At 61.0% G+C, this 21,257-nt stretch carries 15 protein-coding genes; 11 read left to right on the top strand and 4 right to left on the bottom strand.

Annotated features, from left to right (window positions below; translation table 11 throughout):
- Window positions 1-153: 153 nt before the first annotated feature.
- A complete protein-coding gene (locus tag GTP27_RS09690) occupies window positions 154-1,806 on the bottom strand; it encodes a 3-(methylthio)propionyl-CoA ligase (protein ID WP_161038975.1) in 1,653 nt (550 codons plus the stop codon).
- Between the two features lie 165 nt (window positions 1,807-1,971).
- Here GTP27_RS09690 and GTP27_RS09685 point away from each other — a divergent pair, with 165 nt between their 5' ends.
- The 6 genes from GTP27_RS09685 (at window position 1,972) to GTP27_RS09660 (ending at window position 6,567) form a co-directional block, all read left to right on the top strand.
- Window positions 1,972-3,441 (top strand): protein adenylyltransferase SelO, encoded by a 1,470-nt coding sequence (locus GTP27_RS09685; RefSeq protein WP_161038974.1) that lies wholly within the window; start codon window positions 1,972-1,974, stop codon window positions 3,439-3,441.
- Between the two features lie 43 nt (window positions 3,442-3,484).
- Window positions 3,485-3,880 (top strand): peptide-methionine (R)-S-oxide reductase MsrB, encoded by a 396-nt coding sequence (msrB, locus tag GTP27_RS09680; protein ID WP_161038973.1) that lies wholly within the window; start codon window positions 3,485-3,487, stop codon window positions 3,878-3,880.
- A gap of 10 nt (window positions 3,881-3,890) precedes the next feature.
- Entirely contained in the window at window positions 3,891-4,520 is a 630-nt protein-coding gene (locus GTP27_RS09675; protein WP_161038972.1) for a septation protein A, read from the top strand.
- Window positions 4,517-4,789: a BolA family protein gene (locus GTP27_RS09670; RefSeq protein ID WP_161038971.1), complete on the top strand. Its 273-nt coding sequence runs from the start codon at window positions 4,517-4,519 to the stop codon at window positions 4,787-4,789. The genes GTP27_RS09675 and GTP27_RS09670 overlap by 4 nt, the downstream gene beginning before the upstream one ends.
- 122 nt (window positions 4,790-4,911) lie before the next feature.
- Entirely contained in the window at window positions 4,912-5,691 is a 780-nt protein-coding gene (locus tag GTP27_RS09665; protein ID WP_161038970.1) for a peptidylprolyl isomerase, read from the top strand.
- A 99-nt stretch (window positions 5,692-5,790) separates the two neighbouring features.
- Window positions 5,791-6,567, top strand: coding sequence for a peptidylprolyl isomerase (locus tag GTP27_RS09660; protein ID WP_161038969.1), 777 nt, complete (start codon window positions 5,791-5,793; stop codon window positions 6,565-6,567).
- 111 nt (window positions 6,568-6,678) lie between these two features.
- Here GTP27_RS09660 and purL read toward each other — a convergent pair whose 3' ends face one another.
- On the bottom strand, window positions 6,679-10,728 hold the full coding sequence (purL, locus tag GTP27_RS09655; protein ID WP_161038968.1) for a phosphoribosylformylglycinamidine synthase: 4,050 nt from the start codon (window positions 10,726-10,728) through the stop codon (window positions 6,679-6,681).
- A 302-nt stretch (window positions 10,729-11,030) separates the two neighbouring features.
- On the opposite strand from purL, the gene GTP27_RS09650 reads away from it, so the two are divergent.
- Complete coding sequence (locus GTP27_RS09650) at window positions 11,031-12,722, top strand: response regulator (protein ID WP_371865909.1); 1,692 nt, start codon at window positions 11,031-11,033, stop codon at window positions 12,720-12,722.
- A 198-nt stretch (window positions 12,723-12,920) separates the two neighbouring features.
- Here GTP27_RS09650 and GTP27_RS09645 read toward each other — a convergent pair whose 3' ends face one another.
- On the bottom strand, window positions 12,921-16,532 hold the full coding sequence (locus GTP27_RS09645) for a hydantoinase B/oxoprolinase family protein (RefSeq protein ID WP_161038966.1): 3,612 nt from the start codon (window positions 16,530-16,532) through the stop codon (window positions 12,921-12,923).
- A gap of 98 nt (window positions 16,533-16,630) precedes the next feature.
- Here GTP27_RS09645 and GTP27_RS09640 point away from each other — a divergent pair, with 98 nt between their 5' ends.
- A complete protein-coding gene (locus tag GTP27_RS09640) occupies window positions 16,631-18,136 on the top strand; it encodes an NAD(P)H-hydrate dehydratase (RefSeq protein WP_161038965.1) in 1,506 nt (501 codons plus the stop codon).
- On the opposite strand, the gene GTP27_RS09635 is transcribed toward GTP27_RS09640, so the two are convergent.
- Window positions 18,133-18,816, bottom strand: coding sequence for an ABC transporter ATP-binding protein (locus GTP27_RS09635; RefSeq protein WP_161038964.1), 684 nt, complete (start codon window positions 18,814-18,816; stop codon window positions 18,133-18,135). The genes GTP27_RS09640 and GTP27_RS09635 overlap by 4 nt on opposite strands.
- Before the next feature lie 115 nt (window positions 18,817-18,931).
- Here GTP27_RS09635 and GTP27_RS09630 point away from each other — a divergent pair, with 115 nt between their 5' ends.
- The 3 genes from GTP27_RS09630 to GTP27_RS09620 all read left to right on the top strand — a co-directional run bounded on the left by GTP27_RS09630 (window position 18,932) and on the right by GTP27_RS09620 (window position 21,169).
- Window positions 18,932-19,531 (top strand): arylesterase, encoded by a 600-nt coding sequence (locus GTP27_RS09630; RefSeq protein WP_229633594.1) that lies wholly within the window; start codon window positions 18,932-18,934, stop codon window positions 19,529-19,531.
- On the top strand, window positions 19,528-20,586 hold the full coding sequence (gene mnmH, locus GTP27_RS09625; protein WP_161038962.1) for a tRNA 2-selenouridine(34) synthase MnmH: 1,059 nt from the start codon (window positions 19,528-19,530) through the stop codon (window positions 20,584-20,586). The genes GTP27_RS09630 and mnmH overlap by 4 nt, the downstream gene beginning before the upstream one ends.
- 112 nt (window positions 20,587-20,698) lie before the next feature.
- Window positions 20,699-21,169 carry a DUF4844 domain-containing protein gene (locus tag GTP27_RS09620; RefSeq protein ID WP_161038961.1) on the top strand — a complete coding sequence of 157 codons (471 nt, stop codon included), beginning with the start codon at window positions 20,699-20,701 and terminating at the stop codon, window positions 21,167-21,169.
- The last annotated feature ends 88 nt before the right edge of the window (window positions 21,170-21,257 follow it).

The raw sequence follows: 21,257 nt of genomic DNA, 5'->3' as shown, positions 1-21,257 counted from the left end.
TATAGTGGTGGTGCCTACAATGCAGCCACTATACCGCATAAAAGAACGGTCGTATTATTATTTTTTGAGCGCATCCGGGCGCTGCCAGAGGGCGCAACCATGCAGCACCCGTCTGGCCCGTCCTAGTGGCGACATCAGACGCCAGCTACCGGTTCAGGCAGCACCGTCTGCCAGCAAATGGTCACGATACTGCTCGCGCAGGCGATTTTTCTGGATTTTACCGGTGCCGCCCACCGGCAACTGGCTGGTGAACACCACGTCATCCGGCAGCCACCACTTGGCAACCTTGCCTTCGAAGTGAGCCAGCAGGCTGGCCCGGTCGAGCGACTGGCCCGGCTTGAGTACGACCACCAGCAGCGGGCGCTCGTCCCACTTCGGATGGGTCACACCGATACAGGCCGCCTGCATCACGGCCGGATGGGACATGGCGATATTTTCCAGATCGATGGTGCCTATCCACTCGCCGCCGGACTTGATCACATCCTTGCTGCGGTCGGTAATCTGCATATAGCCATCGGCGTCGATGGTCGACACATCGCCGGTCGGGAACCAGCCATCTTCCAGCACATCGCCGCCCTCATCCTTGAAGTAGCGTGCCACTATCCATGGCCCGCGCACCATCAGGTGGCCATAGCTGACGCCGTCCCAAGGCAGTTCCTTGCCGTCATCGTCGACTATCTTCATATCCACGCCGTAAATGGCATGGCCCTGCTTCTGCAGGATCTTGCGCTGCTCTTCGCGGCTCAGCGAGAGATGCTGGTTCAGCAAGCCGCCCGTCGTGCCCAGCGGCGACATTTCCGTCATTCCCCAGGCATGGATCACTTCCACACCGTATTCATCGATGAGGGTATTCATCATGGCGGGCGGACAGGCCGAGCCGCCGATGACGGTGCGACGGAAGGTGGAGAATTTCAGCCCGTGCTCGGCGGCATAATTGATCAGCCCCAGCCAGACGGTGGGCACACCGGCCGAGAAGGTCACGCCTTCGCTTTCCATCAGTTCATAGACCGACTTGCCGTCCAGCGAACCGCCGGGAAACACCATCTTCGCGCCCGTCAGCAGCACCGAATATGGCAGCCCCCATGCGTTCACATGGAACATGGGCACCACCGGCATCACCGTATCGCGCGACGAGACATTGAGCCCGTTCGGCATGGCCGACGCGTAGGCGTGCAGCACGGTGGAACGGTGCGAGTACAGTACGCCTTTCGGATTACCCGTGGTGCCCGAGGTGTAGCACAGGGTGCAGGCCGAGTTCTCGTCGAACTGGGGCCACTGATAATCGTCGGAATGGCCGTTAATCAGGTCTTCGTAGCACAGCAGATTGGGAATCGCCGAATGCGCAGGCATGCGTTCCTTGCCGCCCATCAGAATATAGCCTTTGATGGTGCTGCAATGGGGGGCAAAAGCTTCCACCAGCGGCAGGAAGCAGAAATCGAACAGCAGATACTGGTCTTCTGCATGATTGCAGATGTAGGCCAGCTGTTCCGGATGCAGGCGCGGATTCATGGTGTGCAGCACCGCACCGGAACCGGATACGGCGTAATACGCTTCCAGATGGCGGTAACCGTTCCAGGCCAGCGTGGCCACGCGCTCGCCCATGCGCACGCCCAGCGCATGCAGGGCATTGGCCAGCCGCTTGGCGCGCTGATGGCAGTCGCGCATGGTATAGCGATGGATATCGCCTTCCACCCGGCGCGAGACGATCTCGCTGCTGCCATAATGGCGCGCGGCAAATTCAAGTATCCCCGAAACAATCAGGGGCTGGTTCATCATCTGGCCCATTACTGGACTCTGTGGGTACATAGCGGTCTCCGGCAACATTGGTAATTGATGAACGAGTTTGGTTTGCCGCTGCCTGCAGCGTCAATGGTTTTCGATGCTGCAACGCAGCAGCGGCAAACACGGTAGAATCGCGCTCGCGATCAAACGCCGCAACACTGCCTTACCCTTGCACAGGAAACCACCGCCATGCCGACGCTGCTGGACCATACGCTGGACAACTCTTACGCTGCCCTGCCGCCAGCTTTCTACACCCGCCTGATGCCTACCCCGCTGCCGGCGCCTTATCTGGTTGCCGTGAGCGGCGCAGCCGCACAGCTGATCGGGCTGGACGCCGCGCAGGCCGCCAGCGGACTGGAGGTCTGGATAGGCAATGCCGTGCCGCAAGGTGCACAGCCGCTGGCCGCCGTGTACTCCGGCCACCAGTTCGGCGTGTGGGCCGGCCAGCTGGGCGACGGACGCGCCATACTGCTGGGGGATATTGCCACGCCGGAAGGCCCCATCGAGCTGCAATGGAAAGGCGCCGGCATGACGCCCTACTCGCGCATGGGCGATGGCCGCGCCGTGCTGCGTTCGTCGATACGCGAATTTCTCTGCTCGGAAGCCATGGCCGCGCTAGGCATCCCCACCTCGCGGGCGCTGGCGCTGGCAGGCTCCGATCAGGGTGTCATGCGCGAGACGGTAGAAACGGCGGCCGTAGTGGTGCGCATGGCGCCCAGCTTTGTGCGCTTCGGTTCATTCGAACACTGGTATTATCGCAAGCAGCCGGGCGAACTGAAGATACTGGCCGATTACGTCATCAGCCGCTTCTATCCGGCGCTGCAAGCGCACGCGGCGCCTTATGCGGCCCTGCTACAGGAAGTGACGGAGCGCACGGCGCGCCTGATGGCGCAGTGGCAGAGCGTAGGCTTCATGCACGGCGTCATGAATACCGACAATATGTCCATCCTCGGCCTGACGCTGGACTACGGTCCTTTCGGCTTCATGGAAGCCTTCGATCCCGGCCACATCTGCAACCATACCGACCAGCATGGCCGCTACAGCTATGCCAATCAGCCGCAGATCGGCCACTGGAACTGCTACGCGCTGGCGCAGGCATTAATGCCGCTGATCGACGATGTGCCACTGGCACAGGCCGCGCTGGACCGCTATCAGCCCGTGTTCGCCGCCGAAATCGACCGCTTGCTGCATGCCAAGCTGGGACTTAGCCAGCTGCCCGAATACGCCGATGCGGATCGCGCCCTGTTCGACCGCATGTTCGACATCATGCAGGCCAACGGCGTCGATTTCACCCTGTTCTTCCGCAGCCTGTCGCAGTTGCACCGCGCCGACCAGCACGCCGACAGCGCCGTGCGCGACCTGTTTATCGACCGCACCGCCTGCGATCACTGGGCCGGACTCTACCGCCAGCGCCTGCAGCACGAGAGCGCCAGCGACGAAGCGCGCCGACTGGCCATGAACCGCGTCAATCCGAAATACGTGCTGCGCAACTATCTGGCGCAGGTGGCCATCGAAAAGGCCCAGAATAAGGATTTCAGCGAAATCGAGCGCTTACTGTCAGTTTTACGCCACCCGTACGACGAACAGCCTGAGCATGCGGCCTATGCGGCCCTGCCGCCCGACTGGGCCAGCCATCTTGAGGTAAGCTGTTCTTCCTGATGGCCTCCCGACCAACCATCCATTCTTAAGCGAGTGATAAGCCATGCAAGATAAAGTCATCCGTTCCGACGCCGAATGGCGCGCCATGCTCGAACCTATGGAGTATCAGGTCACCCGTCACGCCGCCACCGAACGTGCTTTTACCGGCAAGTTCTGGGACCACCACGAGGCCGGTGTGTACACCTGTGTCTGTTGCGAGACGCCGCTGTTCCGCTCCGATGCCAAATTCGATTCCGGCTGCGGCTGGCCCAGCTACTTCGAGGCCATCGATCCGCGCCATGTGACGGAGAAAGTCGACCGTTCCCATGGTATGCTGCGCACCGAAATCCTGTGCGCCGTGTGCGATGCCCATCTGGGCCATGTTTTCCCGGACGGCCCGCCGCCCACCGGTTTGCGTTACTGTATTAACTCTGCATCATTGCGCTTCGACCCACAATAACCGAGACACCATGAAATTCCTGTTCGATCTGATTCCCCTGATACTGTTCTTTGCAGCGTACAAACTGTCAGGATGGAATGCCGAAGCGGCCCAGCACTTCATCAATACCTATCTGAGCGGCATGGTTTCTGGCGGCTCCGTCACCGCCGAACAGGCCCCCATCGTCATCGCCACGCTGGTGGGCATACTGGCCACCATGGCCCAGATAGCCTATATCAAGCTGCAGCGCCGCAAGGTCGACTTCGTGCTGTGGTTCTCGCTGGCCATGTTCGTCTTCTTCGGCGGCCTGACCATCTATCTGCACGATGAGGACTTCATCAAGTGGAAACTCAGCATCGTCTACTGGTTCTTCGCCAGCGGCCTGCTGGTCAGCGACCTCGTATTCAAGAAGAATCTGATGCGCAAATCCATGGAAGAAATCGTCCAGCTGCCCGAGCAGATCTGGTCGCGCCTGAATCTCGCATGGATTTGTTTCTTTACTGCAATGGGCTTCCTCAACTGGTATCTGGCCTTTGTGCTGTTCAAAGGTGACACCAGTGCCTGGGTAAGCTTCAAGGCATTCGGCTCCACCGCCATCATGTTTGTATTCATCGTGGCCCAGACCATTTATCTGTCCCGTCATATGAAGGATCAGGCATGAGCGATACCCGTCTCGAACGCATGCGCAGCCGCATGGAAGCGGCCCTGCAGCCGCAGGAACTGACGCTGGAAGACGATTCGGCCCTGCACGCCGGCCATGCCGGTGCCGCTTCCGGCGGTGGTCATTACAACGTCAGAATTGTTTCGTTACAATTTGAAGGGCTAAAACTCGTCACAAGACATCGGCTCGTGTATGATTCTGTGCACGATATGATGCATAAAGAAATACATGCATTATCCATTATTGCATTGGCACCGTCCGAAGTATGATGTAACGCGAGGTATGGGCACTGGCCTATTCGTTTCAGAATAATTGAACAGAAATACAGATAGCTGATCCAACTCCCTGCCTAGCATTTTCGCTTAAACTTTTCCCCTTACAGGAATTAATAATGACCTTCAAGCCAGCCAAGCTGCTGATTGCACTTCTCGCCGTTATCGCAGTACCTGCTTTCGCACAGAACGTTGCCGTGGTTAACGGTAAAGCTATTCCAACCTCGCGCGTGGACGCCGTGGTCAAGCAAGTTGTTGCTCAAGGCCAGCAGCCGGATTCGCCACAGCTGCGCGAACTGATCAAGAAAGACCTGATCGGCCGTGAAGTGCTGATGCAGGAAGCGGAAAAACAGGGTTTCTCCAAAGACGCCGCAGTCAAAGCCCAGCTGGAAAATGCCCGTCAGGCCATCATCATCAACGCGCTGGTAGGCGACTACATTAAGAAAAACCCTGTCACCGAAGCCGACATCAAGGCCGAATACGACAAATTCGTGGCCCAGAATGGCGACAAGGAATACCACGTACGCCACATCATGATGGCGACCGAAGCGGAAGCCAACGACGTGATCGCCAAGATCAAAGGCGGCGCCAAGTTCGAAGATCTGGCTAAAAACTCGAAAGACACCGGCTCGGCTGCCAACGGCGGCGATCTGGACTGGGCTGTACCAGCCGCCTTCCCGCCAGCTTTCTCGGCGGCTTTCGTCGCCCTGCAAAAAGGTCAGGTCACCGAGAAGCCAGTGCAGACGCCTAACGGCTTCCACGTGATCAAAGTGGACGACATCCGCGCGGCCAAGCTGCCTACCCTGGAAGAAGTCAAGCCGCAGGTTGCCGAAGCGCTGGCACAGAAGAAAGTTCAAGCCTATCAGGAAGAACTGGTCAAAAAAGCAAAAGTGCAGTAATGTTGCACAAGGCGGCGCCCTGCGGGGCGCCGTTTTTGATTTAGCGTTGGTACCATGCACCGCCGAGTGCGATTTCTTGTTTTTTTATAGGATTTAATAATGATGTTGAAGCCAACCCGCATGATGTTAGCCCTGCTCGCTGTCGCTGCTGCGCCAGTCTTCGCGCAAAACGTAGCCACCGTGAATGGCAAGGCCATTCCAGCGTCCAAGGTTGATCAGGTGGTCAAACAGGTGGTGGCCCAGGGCCAGCAGCCAGACAGCCCGCAACTGCGCGAAATGATCAAGAAAGACCTGATCGGCCGCGAAGTGCTGATCCAGGAAGCGGACAAACAGGGTTTCGGCACCAAGGCTGAAGTCAAAGCCGCTATCGAAAATGCCCGTCAGAGCATCATCATCAACGCCATGCTGGCCGACTACCTGAAAAAGAATCCGGTCAAGGAAGCCGACATGAAAGCCGAGTACGACAAGTACAAAGCTGCCATGGGCGAAAAAGAATACCACTCGCGTCACATCCTAGTGGCCACCGAGCAGGAAGCCAAAGACATCATCGCCAAACTGAAAAGCGGCGGCAAGTTCGAAGAACTGGCCAAGGTATCGAAAGACGGTTCGGCCAACAACGGCGGCGATCTGGGCTGGATGACGCCGGGCAAACTGGTCAAGCCTTTCGCTGACGCCATGGTTGCTTTGAAAAACGGTGAAATCACCCAGACTCCGGTAAAAACCGAGTTCGGTTTCCACGTGATCAAGATGGAAGAATCGCGCGCCGTCAAACTGCCATCGTACGATGAAGTCAAAGGCCAGATCAACGAAGCCATGCAGCAGCGTAAGATCGCTACCCTGCGCGAAGAGCTGATGGCCAAAGCCAAAATCCAGTAAACCGTTTAGACGGATGACACGAAAGCGCCCTGCGGGGCGCTTTTTTTATGCGCGCTCAGCCCGGGCAAAAAAAAGGCCGGCGTATGCCGGCCTCTGTTACGCCGTCGGAGCTTAGCCGACGAACTTGCGGGCGTTGCGGAACATGCGCATCCATGGCGAATCTTCGCCCCATGCATCCGGATGCCACGATTGCTGCACGGTGCGGAACACGCGCTCGGCGTGCGGCATCATCACCGTGAAGCGGCCGTCAGCCGTGGTCACCGAAGTCAGGCCCTGCGGCGAGCCATTCGGGTTATACGGATAGACTTCGGTGGCCGCGCCGCGGTTGTCGATGAAGCGCATGGCAGCCACTGCCTCGCCGATATTGCCGGTCTGGCTGAAATCGGCATAGCCTTCGCCGTGGGCGATGGCGATGGCCGTTTGCGTGCCCGCCATGCCGCTGAAGAAGATCGATGGCGAATCCAGCACTTCCACCATGGCAAAGCGGGCTTCGAATTTCTCCGACTTGTTGGTGGTGAACTTGGGCCATGCGTGAGCGCCCGGAATGATGGATTTCAGATTGCTCATCATCTGGCAGCCATTGCACACGCCCAGACCGAAGCTGTCAGTACGGGCGAAGAAGCGCGCGAACTGGTCCAACAGTGCGTTGTTGAACAGAATGGTCTTGGCCCAGCCTTCGCCCGCACCCAGCACGTCGCCATAGGAGAAACCGCCGACGGCGATGATGCCCTGGAAGTCGTCCAGCTTGACACGGCCGGCGATCAGGTCGCTCATGTGCACGTCGACCGCGGTGAAGCCTGCCTGATGCATCACGTACGCCGTTTCGATATGCGAGTTGACGCCCTGCTCGCGCAGGATCGCCACGCGTGGACGTACGCCAGTAGCGAGGAAGGGCGCGGCCACATTCTCGCTCAGGTCGAAGCTGATACGCGGCGTCATGCCCGGATCGGTTTCGTCCAGCAGGCGGTCGTATTCGGCATCGGCGCAGGCTGGATTGTCGCGCAGACGGGCGATACGCCAGCTGGTTTCGCTCCACAGACGGTGCAGTGCCGAACGTGCTTGCGAGTAGATAGTCTTGGCATCGCGGGTGAATTCGATCACGCCACGGTCATTCGGCTTGCCGATGATATGGCTGCAGGCGCCCAGGTTGTAGCTGCGCAGTACGTCCATGACCAGCGACTTCTCGTCAGCGCGTACCTGAATCACGGCACCCAGCTCTTCCGAGAACAGCGCGCGCAGGGTCTGCTCGTTGCGCCGCTCGGCGATCTGGCCGGCCCAGTTCTTGGCATCGCCCTGATCGGCGCCATGGCCCTGCTCCAGCGTCAGGATGTCGAGGTTGATCGACAGACCGGCACGGCCTGCGAAGGCCATTTCCGTCAGCGTGCCATACAGGCCGCCGTCGGAACGGTCGTGGTAGGCCAGCAGCTTGCCTTCCTTGTTCAGTTGCTGGATCGCGGCGAAGAAGCCTTTCAGGTCTTCCGGGCTATCCACATCCGGCGTTTCGTTACCCAGCTGGCCCATGACCAGCGACAGCGCCGAAGCCCCCATACGGTTTTTACCGCGGCCCAGATCGATCAGGATGATGGAGGTATCACCGAGGTCGGTGCGGATCTGCGGCGTCAGCGACTTGCGTACGTCGTACACGGGAGCGAACGAGGAGACGATCAGCGACACGGGCGAGGTCACCGCCTTGCTCTCGCCTTCGTCTTTCCAGGTGGTGCGCATCGACAGCGAATCCTTACCGACCGGGATGGAGATGCCCAGCGCCGGACACAGTTCCATCCCCACGGCTTTGACCGTGTCGTACAGCGCCGCATCCTGACCGGGCTGGCCGCAGGCCGCCATCCAGTTAGCCGACAGCTTGATGTCGGAGATATCGTTGATCGGCGCAGCAGCGATATTGGTCACCGCTTCTGCCACGGCCATACGGCCCGAAGCAGCCGCATCGATCACGGCCAGCGGGGTACGCTCGCCCATCGCCATGGCTTCGCCCTGATAGCCTTCGAAACTCATGGCCGTGACGGCGCAATCGGCCACCGGCACCTGCCATGGACCCACCATCTGGTCGCGCACCGACATGCCGCCTACGGTACGGTCGCCGATGGTGATCAGGAAGGACTTGTCGCCGACGGTAGGCAGCAGCAGCACGCGCCTGGCCACTTCCTCCAGATCCATGCCGGTCAGGTCGATGGCCGGGAAATCATTCTGCACATGGTGTACATCGCGCTGCATCTTGGGCGGTTTACCGAGCAGCACGTCCATCGGCATATCGACCGGCGAGTTGCCCAGTTCCGGATCGATCAGCTTGAGCTGGCGTTCTTCGGTGGCAGTGCCCACCACGGCGAACAGGCAGCGCTCGCGCTCGCACAAGCTCTGGAACAGTGGCAGACTTTCCGGCGCAATCGCCAGTACATAACGTTCCTGCGATTCGTTGGACCAGATCTCTTTCGGCGCCATGCCGCTCTCTTCCAGCGGGATCTTGCGCAGATCGAAGATCGCACCGCGCTTGGCGTCATTGGTGATTTCAGGGAAGGCATTCGACAGACCGCCGGCACCCACGTCGTGGATGGAGATGATAGGATTGTCAGGACCCAGCTGCCAGCAGCTGTTGATCACTTCCTGGGCACGGCGTTCCATTTCCGGATTGCCGCGCTGTACCGAGTCGAAGTCCAGATCGGCCGTGTTGGTGCCGGTTGCCATCGACGACGCCGCCGAGCCACCCATCCCGATGCGCATGCCGGGACCGCCCAGCTGCACCAGCAGACTGCCCACCGGAATATCGTTCTTGTGGGTGTGCCGGGCCGAGATATTGCCGATACCGCCGGCTATCATGATAGGCTTATGGTAGCCCATCACGGTATCGTGCGCGCCGGCGAACTGCTGGCCGATATTCTGTTCGTAGGTACGGAAATAGCCGCCCAGTACCGGACGGCCGAATTCGTTGCTGAAAGCGGCGCCACCGAGCGGGCCCTCGATCATGATCTGCAAGGCCGAAGCGATGCGGTCAGGCTTGCCGTAGGCTTTGCCGCTGTCGCGGTAATCCGCCACCGGACCAGTCACGCTGGCATCGTTTTCCCATGCCTGCACGGCGCCCGGCAGCAGCAGATTGGAGACGGTGAAGCCGGTCAGGCCGGCTTTCGGCTTGGCGCCCCGGCCGGTCGCGCCTTCGTCGCGGATCTCGCCGCCGGCGCCAGTCGACGCACCGGGGAATGGGGAGATCGCCGTCGGGTGATTATGCGTTTCCACCTTCATCAGCGTATGGGTCAATTCCGTCACCGGCGCATACTGGTGCGCTTCACCCTGCGGGAAGAAGCGCATCACTTCGGCGCCTTCCATGATGGACGAGTTGTCGCTGTAGGCCACCACGGTGCCCTTAGGCTGCAGCTGGTGGGTGTTCTTGATCATGCCGAACAGCGATTTAGGCTGGGCTACGCCATCGATGGTCCAGTCGGCATTGAAGATCTTGTGGCGGCAGTGTTCACTATTCGCCTGCGCAAACATCATAAGTTCCACATCGGTCGGATTGCGGCCCGCCTTGCTGAAAGCTGCGTCCAGATAGTCGATCTCGTCGTCGGACATGGCCAGACCGAGGTCGGTATTGGCTTTTTCCAGCGCGGCCTTGCCGGCGCCGATCACGTCCACCGTCTCCAGCGGACGCGCTTCCAGCGTGCGGAACAGGCCCGCCGCTTCGTCCGGATGGCGCAGCACGGATTCGGTCATACGGTCGTGCAGCAAAGCCGCAACGGCCTGGGCCTGCTCGGCGCTCAGGTGCTTGGTCGCACCGATGCTGCTACCCAGAATACCGGCCTTCAGGTTGATGCGATAGGCGATGCCGCGCTCGACCCGCTTCACATGGGCCATGCCGCAGTTGTGCACGATGTCGGTGGCTTTCGAGGCCCATGGCGAAATGGTGCCCAGACGGGGTATCACGAAGAATTCCTCGACCGCGCCTTCGGTGTTGTCGGCGTGGGCCGGCTCACCGTAGGTCAGCAGCGCACCCAGACGGCGGCTGTCGTCATCGGACAGCGGCGCGGTGGCATCGATAAAATGGACGAAGCGCGCCTGAACGGCGGCAATGGCAGGCAGCACAGCTTGCAGTTGGGTCAACAGGCGTTGGCTACGGAATGCGGACAGGGCGTTGGAGCCCGGCAGAATCAACATGGTTGGAAGAAGGTTGATGCAGCGAGGCTGCGGATTAAAGGGCGATGAGGCATGAAAGACATGTCTTACTACTTGAATTGCAGAATTCCTTTGCGCGCATTATACCCTTTACGACGCTGTCTATACAGCGCCACAACAGACAAAAACTGCCTCCAAAGCAACATTTTTCACCGTTTCAGGGCCTGATATTGACCAAAAATGGCGCTTTCAGCGTGTTTTGGTAACATTTTCCATTGCCTTAGAGTATGCTAGATTCAACTTTAACTTAATGCGCTAAGATGGCCGAAAATAGTGATTTGTCAGTGTTGATCGTCGATCCCAATCCGGGTATGCGCGGCAACCTGCACAATATGCTCGCACAGGCCGGCATCAGCAAGATCGATTACGCGGTCAGTTCCGGCACAGCCATCCGCCAACTGGCCAAGAAGCCGTTCGATATCGTGCTGTGCGAGTATGATCTGGGCAATGGCAGCGGCGAGCAGAATGGCCAGGATGGCCAGCAGCTGCTGGAGGACTTGCGCGCTCACAAATTACTGCCGCCATCGAGCATCTTCATCATGCTGACCTCGGAAGGGGTGTACAGCAAGGTCATCGGCGCCGCCGAGCTGACGCCGACCGACTACGTGCTCAAGCCGTTCACGGTGGACATGCTGCAGCAGCGCATGCGCCGCGCCATCACCCGCCGCGCCGTATTTTTACCCGTGCACCAGCTGGCCGAAGCGGGCAATATCGCCAAAGCCATCACCGAATGCCGCAGCCGCGAAGCAGCCAACCCGGCCTATGCCACGGACTTTGCCCGTTTGCGTGCCGAACTGCTGATGAGCACAGGCGAATACGCCGAAGCAGAGACGGTGTATCAGGTCATCGTCATGAATCGCGCCATCGCGTGGGCACAAATGGGCGTGGCGCGCTGCCAGTTTGCCCAGGAAAAATACCCGGACGCCTGCGCCACGCTGGAACATCTGCTGGTCTCCAATCCCAAATTCATGTCGGCCTATGACTTGCTGGCACGTACCCATGAAGCCATGGGGGCGCAGGAAACGGCCAAGAAGATACTGGAAGATGCGGTCGCAATCTCGCCAAATCTGGTAGGCCGACTGCGCCATCTGGGCGAGGTTGCGCTGGAAACGGGCGACGTCGGCGCCGCCGAACGAGCCTTCAAACAGGTGGTGGCCAAAGCCAAATATTCGGAATTCCGCGATCCCGAAGATCATGTCAAACTGGTCAAGACGCTGGTTGCCAAAGGCGACACAGGGCAGATCAGCGGCGTCATCCGCGACATGGAACGTTCGCTGCGCAGCAGCGCCAATGTAGACGCCTGCCGCGCAGTTGCCGCCGGCATGCTGCACGAAATGACCGGCAACCGCAAAGGCGCGGCCACCGAGTTCAGCAATGCCGTCAGCGCCATTGCTGTCAGCCGCGGCCTATCGACCGGCCTCAAGGTCGGCGTGGTCCATAGCTGCCTGAATGCGGAACTCGATGCGCAGGCGTCCGAGCTGATGATCAGCCTGATGAACGACACGGAAAGCGGCGTGTCGATGGACGACGCCGTGCAGGTATTCGAGCAGGCCGGCCGCCATGATCTGGCCGAAGGCATGAGCAAGGAAATCAAGCATCAGGTGGCGGAACTGATCGAGCACGCCTCGGAACAGCGCAGCCAGGGCGATTTGCGGGCGGCGGTCGATACGCTCAATGCCGGTCTGCGCAAGGCCCCGGCCAATATGTCGCTGGCACTGGCTGCCACCTCGGCCATCCTCAAGCAGCTGGATGATCTGGGCTGGGAGGCCCAGCTGGGCAAACACTGCGCCACCCTGCTGGGCCGCATGCGCCTGCTCGACCCGCACCATGCAGCGCTGGCACAGCTGGAGGCGCAGTTTGCGCACACCCAGCGTAAGTACGGGATTGCTGCGCTGGTGGAATCAGAGCATCAGCGAACCGGGGATGTTCGACCAGTAGGCGATCAGATACCACGAGATAAAGTACAGAGCGCATAAAGCAGCAGCCGACTGGATGGCTGCATGGGTCTGGGCGCCGGCGCGCAATATTCGGGTAAGCGTACGCACTATCTTCTCCGCTGTCGTCATTAAGTGTAGCCATGACTGTACGCGTGCCGGCCTGCCGCGCCAAGCAGGCGCGACCGGGTATCGCCAGACAGTACCATGGGTAGCACTATCCGGCGCGGACCCGGCCTGTCAGTCCGTCCCCTCCAGCCCATAACCGCCACCACCCGGCGTTTCGATCACGAACATGTCGCCCGCCTGCATGTCGGCCTTGCCGATATGGGGCAAGGTCTCCACGCTGCCGTCGGCGCGCACCACGCTGTTGCGGCCGCAGGCACCGTCACTGCCGCCAGCCATGCCGAATGGCGCATGCACACGGTTATTCGAGAGGATGGCGGCCGTCATCGGCTCAAGGAAACGCAGCTTGCGCACGCCGCCATCACCGCCATGCCAGCGCCCTGCGCCGCCGCTACCGCGCCGTATGGTGTAGCTCTCCAGCCGCACGGGGAAACGGAACTCCAGTATCTCCGGATCGGTCAGGCGCGAGTTGGTCATATTGGTCTGTACCACGCTGGCGCCGTCAAATCCGGGACCGGCACCGGAACCGCCGCTGATGGTTTCGTAATACTGGTAGCGCGCATTCCCGAAGGTGAAATTATTCATCGTGCCCTGCGCTGCCGCCATCACGCCCAGCGCACCGTACAGCGCATTGGTAATGCAGGTCGAGGTTTCCACGTTGCCCGATACCACCGAGGCCGGATAGTGCGGGTTCAGCATGGAACCGGCGGGTATGCTGACCTTGAGCGGTTTAAGACAACCGGCATTGAGGGGAATATCGTCATTGACCAGCGTGCGGAATACATACAGCACGGCCGCCATGCAGACCGCTGATGGCGCGTTGAAGTTGTTTTCCAGCTGGGCCGAGGTACCGGCAAAGTCGATTTCGGCACTGCGCTCGGCCTGATTGACGCGGATCGCTACCTGTATGCGGGCGCCGTTGTCCAGATCCAGCGTGTAGCTGCCGTCCTGCAGCGCGCTGATCACGCGGCGCACGGCTTCCTCGGCGTTATCCTGCACATGGCCCATATAGGCCTGCACCACATCGAGGCCGAAGTGGGCCACCATTTTGTGCAGCTCTTCCACGCCCTTCTGGTTGGCCGCAACCTGCGCGCGCAGGTCCGCCATGTTCTGCTCCGGATTGCGGGCCGGATGACGCGCCGAGGCCAGCAAAGCCCGGGTTTCCTCTTCGCGCAGGCGGCCGCCAGCGGCGCCGTCAACCAGCTTGAAGTTATTGATCAGCACCCCCTCGTCCTCGATCACACGCGAATCAGGCGGCATGGAACCGGGCGTGGTGCCGCCTATATCGGCATGGTGGCCACGCGAACCCACGTAGAACAGCAGCGTGGTCCCGGCTTGGTCGAACACCGGCGTAATCACCGTCACATCGGGCAAATGGGTGCCACCGTTGTAGGGATCGTTGAGCATGTAGACATCGCCGGCCTGCATACGCCCGGCATTTTCGCGCATCACCGTCTTGATGCTCTCGCCCATGGAGCCCAGGTGCACCGGCATGTGCGGCGCATTGGCGATCAGGTTGCCGTCGGCGTCGAAGATGGCACAGCTGAAGTCCAGCCGCTCCTTGATGTTGACCGAATACGCGGTATTCTGCAGGCGCAGGCCCATCTGCTCGGCGATGGACATGAACAGATTGTTAAAAATTTCCAGCATCACAGGATCGGCGCTGGTACCGATGGCGCGCCGCTCCGGCAGCGCGGCAACACGGCGCAGCAGCAGATGGTCGTGCGGTGTCACCTCGGCCTGCCAGCCCGCTTCCACGATGGTGGTGGAATTCTGTTCGGCGATGATAGCGGGGCCCTTGATCACATCGCCGATGCGGGTGTGCTCGCGCGAGTACAAGCTAGTCTGGCGCCATTTTCCGCCCGTGTACATGGGCACTACCGCCTGCGGCAGCAGCCCTGTCGTGCGGCGCGCTGCCGCTTGCACCGACTCGGCAGGCGCATCGGACTTGCCTATGGCTTCCACCGAAACAGCTTCCACCATCAGCCCACGCGCAGGCATCAGGAAGGAATAGCGCTTGCGGTAGGCCGCCTCGAACTGGGCCTGCATGCTCGCCAGCGTATCGAACAGCACGATCAGCGCGCTATCGGTACCCTCGTAGCGCAGATGAACGCGCCGCATCAGAACGATGCGCTCCTGTGCCACTCCCTGTGCCAGCAGATCACTGCTGGCCTGTGCCCCCAGCTGCTCCAGCCTTTGCGCCACCTGCGCCAGTGCAGTTTCGTCCAGCCTGACTTCCACCGCTGCTTCGCGCATGGCGCTCTGATCGGCCAGCCCCATGCCGTAGGCCGACATCACGCCAGCCAGCGAGTGCACAAACACCGTCTTCATGCCCAGCGCATCGGCTACCAGACAGGCGTGCTGGCCGCCGGCGCCGCCAAAACTGGTCAGCACATATTCCGTTACATCATGGCCGCGCTGCACCGAAATCTGTTTGATGGCGTTGGCCATATTGCCCACCGCAATATCCAGAAAGCCTTCTGCCACCTGCTCTGCGCTGGTATCACGCCCGGTGGCACGGGCGATCTCTGCGGCCATAGCGCCGAAGCGCTCACGCACCGCCGCCGTATCCAGCGCCTGCTTGCCGTCTGCGCCAAACAGCTGGGGGAAGTAGCGCGGCTGTATCTTGCCCAGCATGACGTTACAGTCCGTCACAGCCAGCGGGCCGCCGCGCCGGTAGCTGGCCGGGCCCGGATTGGCGCCCGCGCTGTCCGGCCCCACGCGGTAGCGGCTACCGTCGAAGTGCAGTATCGAGCCGCCACCGGCAGCGACCGTGTGTATGCTCATCATGGGCGCGCGCATGCGCACACCGGCCACCTGCGTCTCGAACACCCGCTCGAACTCGCCGGAAAAATGCGAAACGTCGGTGGAGGTGCCGCCCATATCGAAGCCGATTACCTTGTCGAAACCGGCCAGCTGGCTGGCCCGCACCATGCCGACGATGCCGCCAGCCGGGCCGCTGAGGATGCTGTCCTTGCCCTGAAATGCCCGCGCATCCGTCAGGCCACCATTCGATTGCATGAACTGCAGATTCACCCCGGGCAGCTGGTTCGCCACCAGATCAACGTAGCGCCGCAGTATCGGCGACAGATAGGCATCGACCACCGTAGTATCGCCCCGCGCCACCAGCTTCATCATCGGGCTCACCTGATGCGATACGGAGATCTGGCTAAAGCCGACCTGGCGCGCCAGCTCGGCCACCTGCCGCTCATGCTCGGTGTAACGGTAGCCATGCATGAAGATGATGGCCAGCGAACGCAGCCCCTGATCGTAGGCGGCCTGCAGCCCGGCTCGGGCTTGTGCCGTATCGAGCGCCTGGACGATAGCGCCATGTGCGTCCATACGTTCGTCGATCTCGATGACGTGCCGATAGAGCAGCTCGGGCAGCACGATATGGCGGTCGAACAGACGCGGGCGGTTCTGGTAGGCGATGCGCAGGGCATCGCCAAAGCCGCGGGTAATCGCCAGCGCAGTAGGCTCGCCCTTGCGTTCCAGCAGCGCATTGGTGGCCACCGTGGTGCCCATCTTGACGGCGCCGATCTGCTGCACAGGCACTGCCTGCCCCGCCGCCACGCCCATCAGCTGGCGGATACCGGCGACGGCTGCATCGGCATAGTGTTCCGGATTCTCCGACAGCAGCTTGAGCGTACGCAGACTGTCATCGGGCGCTTTAGCCACGATATCGGTGAACGTACCGCCACGATCTATCCAGAACTGCCAATCCATATCTACCTCACGACGATGAAAAGAAGCGCCTATTGTAGTAGCAGCGACAGCTTCCGTGCAGCAGCGGAGCGACATAATTTCGATGCTAGAATTACAGCATGAACCCACTCCACACTGTCGCCAAAATACGTGCGATCGAACAGGCTGCGGCCGCCTCCCTGCCATCGGGCGTGCTGATGCAGCGTGCCGGCCAGGCCGCCGCCAATACCGCGCTCGACATGCTGCCCGCTGCAGCGGGCGGCGCCCGCGTACTGGTGCTGGCGGGACCGGGCAATAATGGGGGCGATGCGCTGGAAGCGGCGGCCCATCTGGCGCTGGCCGGCGCCCGCGTCAGCATACTCCACTACGCAGCGGCGGCAGCCGGCTCGCCCGAGCGGCAGGCCGCGCTGCAGCGCGCCCGTTCAAGCGATGCGCAGTTTGTGGACTATCACGGCGAACTGTTACCTTCACAGCCATGGTCGCTGGTGATCGATGGCCTGTTCGGCATAGGTCTGCAAAGACCGCTAGCGGGAGAATTCCGCCAACTCGCCGCACAGGTCAACACGCTGCATACCCAGATACTGGCACTGGACGTGCCTAGCGGGCTCGATGCCGATACCGGAACCGTCGTTGGACCGCATGGCGTGGCGCTGCGCGCGACCCGCACGCTAAGCTTCATCGCCGACAAGCCCGGCTTGCATACGGCGGATGGGCGCGATTATGCCGGGCTGGTCGACGTTGCCAGCCTCGACATCGACTGTGCACTGCTGCCCCCCGCCCGTCTACACCTGAACGACGTGCGCTATTTTGCCCGCCATCTGCGTAGCCGCAGACAGAATAGCCATAAAGGCAGTTATGGCAATGTGGCCGTCGTCGGCGGCGCGGACGGCATGGCCGGCGCACCGATACTGGCAGCGCGCATGGCGCTACATGCCGGCGCAGGGCGCGTGTACGCGCTGTTTGCCGGAACCGCCCTGCCCTATGACGCAGGACAGCCGGAGCTGATGTGCCGCAGCGCTGCCGGCTATGATTATTCTTCTGCCACTATCGTTGCAGGCCCGGGGCTGGGTGCTTCCGCCCACGCTAGCTCGCTGCTGGCCGGGATGCTTGCGACCGATACGCCGCTGCTGCTCGACGCCGACGCCCTGAACCTGGTCGCCGGCGACAGCGCTCTGCAAACGGCGTTGCGGACCCGTCCAGCCATGGCGGTCCTGACGCCGCATCCGCTGGAAGCTGCCCGTCTGGCTGGTTGCAGCATCGCCGAAATACAGTCGGACCGCGTCCATGCTGCGCGCCAGCTGGCGGCCAGATTCAATGCCATCGTGGTGCTGAAAGGCTCCGGCAGCGTGATTGCCAGCCCGGCAGGCGAGGCCGTCATCAACAGCACCGGTAACGCGGCGCTGGCCACCGCAGGCACCGGCGACGTGCTGGCAGGTCTGTGCGGCAGCCTGCTGGCGCAGGGCTGGCCGCAGTGGCAGGCAGCGCTAGCTGCCGTCTGGCTGCATGGCATGGCTGCCGATGTGCTGGTCGCGGAAGGCGGCAATGCCATCGGACTGACTGCCAGCGAACTGATACCGGCGATACGCGCGGCCATCAACCGCATGGCTATGCACCACGCGTTCTAGACCAGCCGCCCTGCCGCTATGGTCAGGGTGCGGTCGCAACGCGCTGCCATGCTCTGATCGTGGGTCACCAGCACCAGCGTGGAGCCATGCTGGCGATTCAGTTCGAACATCAGTGCGATCACCGATTCGCCAGTCGCGGCATCGAGGCTGCCCGTCGGTTCATCGGCAAACAGCAAGGGCGGCTCGGTCACAAAGGCCCGTGCCAGCGCAACCCGCTGCTGTTCGCCGCCTGACAGGTATTTGGGATAATGGCGCAAACGGCTGGCTAAGCCCACCCGCTCCAGCATCGCCTCGGCGCGTGCTCTGGCATTAGCGACACCGCGCAGTTCCAGTGGCAGCATGACATTTTCCACCGCCGTCAGATGGGCCAGCAGCTGGAACGACTGGAATACAAAGCCCAGTCCTTCCTTGCGCAGCAAGGCACGGCCATCTTCATCCAGCCCGTAGATATCTACACCATTGATCAGCACTGTGCCTGCGCTTGGCGTGTCCAGACCCGCCAGCAAGCCGAGCAAAGTCGACTTGCCGGAACCTGAAGCGCCTACAATCGCAAGCGTCTCGGCCTTTTGCACGGTAAAATCGAGGGGATGAAGTATCGTCAGCTCGCCGCTGGCATCGGCCACCCGCTTGGCGAGGCCGCGTACTTCAATGGCAGCATGGGCCGTCGCGCCAGAGGCCATAGCGGGATTCAGTGAAGTAGAACGTTCAGGAAAATCAGGCATGCTTAAAAGCTTAAATCGTTTATCGGGATTGCGCACTTGGTCTCAATACCTGACTCAGTGTTGCGCCATAGCCTTGGCAGCTACGCTGGGCATTGCGTCGGGCAGCGCCTATTCTGCACCAAAAACCGTTCTGGTGCTGGGCGATAGTTTATCGGCCGAGTACGGACTGGCGCGCGGTACGGGCTGGGTAGCGCTGGCCGAAGAAAAACTACGTAGCCAGAATATCGAAGCAAGCATCGTCAACGCCAGCGTGAGCGGCGAGACCACCAGTGGTGGCCGCAGCCGCCTGCCTGCACTACTGGACAAATACAAACCTGCGCTGGTCGTTATCGAACTTGGCGCCAACGACGGCTTGCGCGGACTACCCGTTGCCGCGGCAGAGGCCAATCTGCTGGCCATGAGCAGTGCCGCGCAGAAGGCCGATGCGCGCGTGATGCTGATCGGCATGCGCATGCCGCCCAATTATGGCCGCGATTACACCGAACGCTTCTTTGCCATGTATGGCACGCTGGCGAAACAGATCAAGGCACCGCTGGTGCCCTTCATGCTGGAAGGCGTTGCCGACAAGCCCGAGCTGATGCAGCCGGACCGCCTGCATCCGCTGGCCAGCGCCCATCCTGCCATCCTCGCCAATATCTGGCCTACCTTGCAGAAGTCCCTCAAAGCCAAATGAAATACCCGGAAGTTCTCAGACTTGAACAGGTGCTGCCCCAGCTAGACCAGTTCGATGCCATCATCGACGCACGTAGCCCGTGCGAATATGCGATCGACCATTTGCCCGGCGCAATCAACGCGCCCGTACTCGACGATGCGCAACGCATTACCGTCGGCACCATGTACAAGCAGGTCGGCTCGTTCGAGGCCAAAAAGCTGGGTGCAGCGCTGGTGGCAAAAAACGTCGCCCATCACATCGAAACCTTGTGGCTGGACCAGCCACGCGAGTGGCGCCCGCTGATCTACTGCTGGCGTGGCGGCAACCGCAGCGGCGCCATGGCCCACATCCTCGCCAAGATAGGCTGGCCGGTAGTGCAGCTCGATGGCGGCTACAAATCCTTCCGCGCCCATGTCAATGAGCAGCTGGAACAGACACCGGAATTCGACTTCAAAGTTATTTGCGGTACCACCGGCAGCGGCAAGAGCCGCATGCTGGAAGTACTCGCGGCACAAGGCGCACAGGTGCTCGATCTGGAGCAGTTGGCCGCCCATCGCGGCTCCGTACTAGGCGGCTTGCCCAGCCAGCCGCAGCCTAGCCAGAAGGCTTTCGAAACGGCGATCTGGAATAGCTTGCGCCGTTTCGACCATCAGCGCCCCGTCTTCGTCGAAGCCGAAAGCAAGAAGGTGGGCAATCTGCGCGTACCGGCCGCATTGATGGAACGCATGCGCGGCTCCGACTGCATCGCCATGTCGCTGAGCCGCGTCGACCGGGTGCGCCTGTTAATGGAAGACTACCAGCACTACACCAGCAATGCCGCGGCGCTTAACGAACAGCTGTCCTACCTGACGCCGCTGCACGGCCACGAGCGCATCAAGCGCTGGCAGGCCATGGCAACGGCGGGGGAAATGACTGCGCTGGTAGAGGAGCTGCTGCAGGAGCACTATGACCCGGCCTATCTGCGCTCGATAGACCGCAATTTCGTGCGCTACGAACAGGCTGGGGAGCTCAGGCTGGACGCCATCGATAGGGATAGTTTCACAGCGGGTGCCCAGCAACTGATCAGCCGCTACTGAAACGGGATCAGATTTGATTGATTTGTATTTTTACTATCGTTAAAGTTATGATATGCCCCTGCCTGCTGCGGGGGATACTCCGCTGGCACCATTCCCGCCTAACGGAGTAGTAATGCTTATACGTTTTTTCGCTGTCTTCCTGCTGTTTCTCGCCGCGATCATTGCAGCCGGGGTGTCCGGGCTCACCTTCCGCCTCTGGCCCACCGCCATACAGGACCGCCCTGTGGCCCTCACTCCCGCGATGCTGCAGCAGCTGCGAGACTTGCAGGCCGAGCATAAATTCACCCTCGATACACGCAGCTTTTATCCCGGCGCCGTCAACGAGACGCAACGCGCCACTGCCCAGGCTGCCGTGGACGCCGCCATCGGCAGGCTCCTGAGCGAATTGCCGCAACGCCCGCAGCGCTCCACCGTGCTCGCCATCCTCAAGCAGACGCTGGCCGGCTTTGCGCTGTCCGAGTCTGAAGAGCGCGACCAGCTACTGATCTACTTTGGCCGCATACTCGAAACGTGCCAGATCGAACACGCGTCCGAGCTATTCAATGTATGGCGTTATGGTTTCCCCTATGGCTGGTTAGCTTAAGTCCGGTCTGGTCACTCGCGCACCGACTGTCGCACACTGGCGACACCCCCTGCCCCGTCCCCGCTTGCCCCCCTCCGCGCCGCGCCTG

Source organism: Duganella qianjiadongensis, assembly GCF_009857915.1.
Lineage (GTDB): Bacteria > Pseudomonadota > Gammaproteobacteria > Burkholderiales > Burkholderiaceae_D > Rugamonas > Rugamonas qianjiadongensis.
This window is presented reverse-complemented; position numbering and strand designations above follow the sequence as displayed.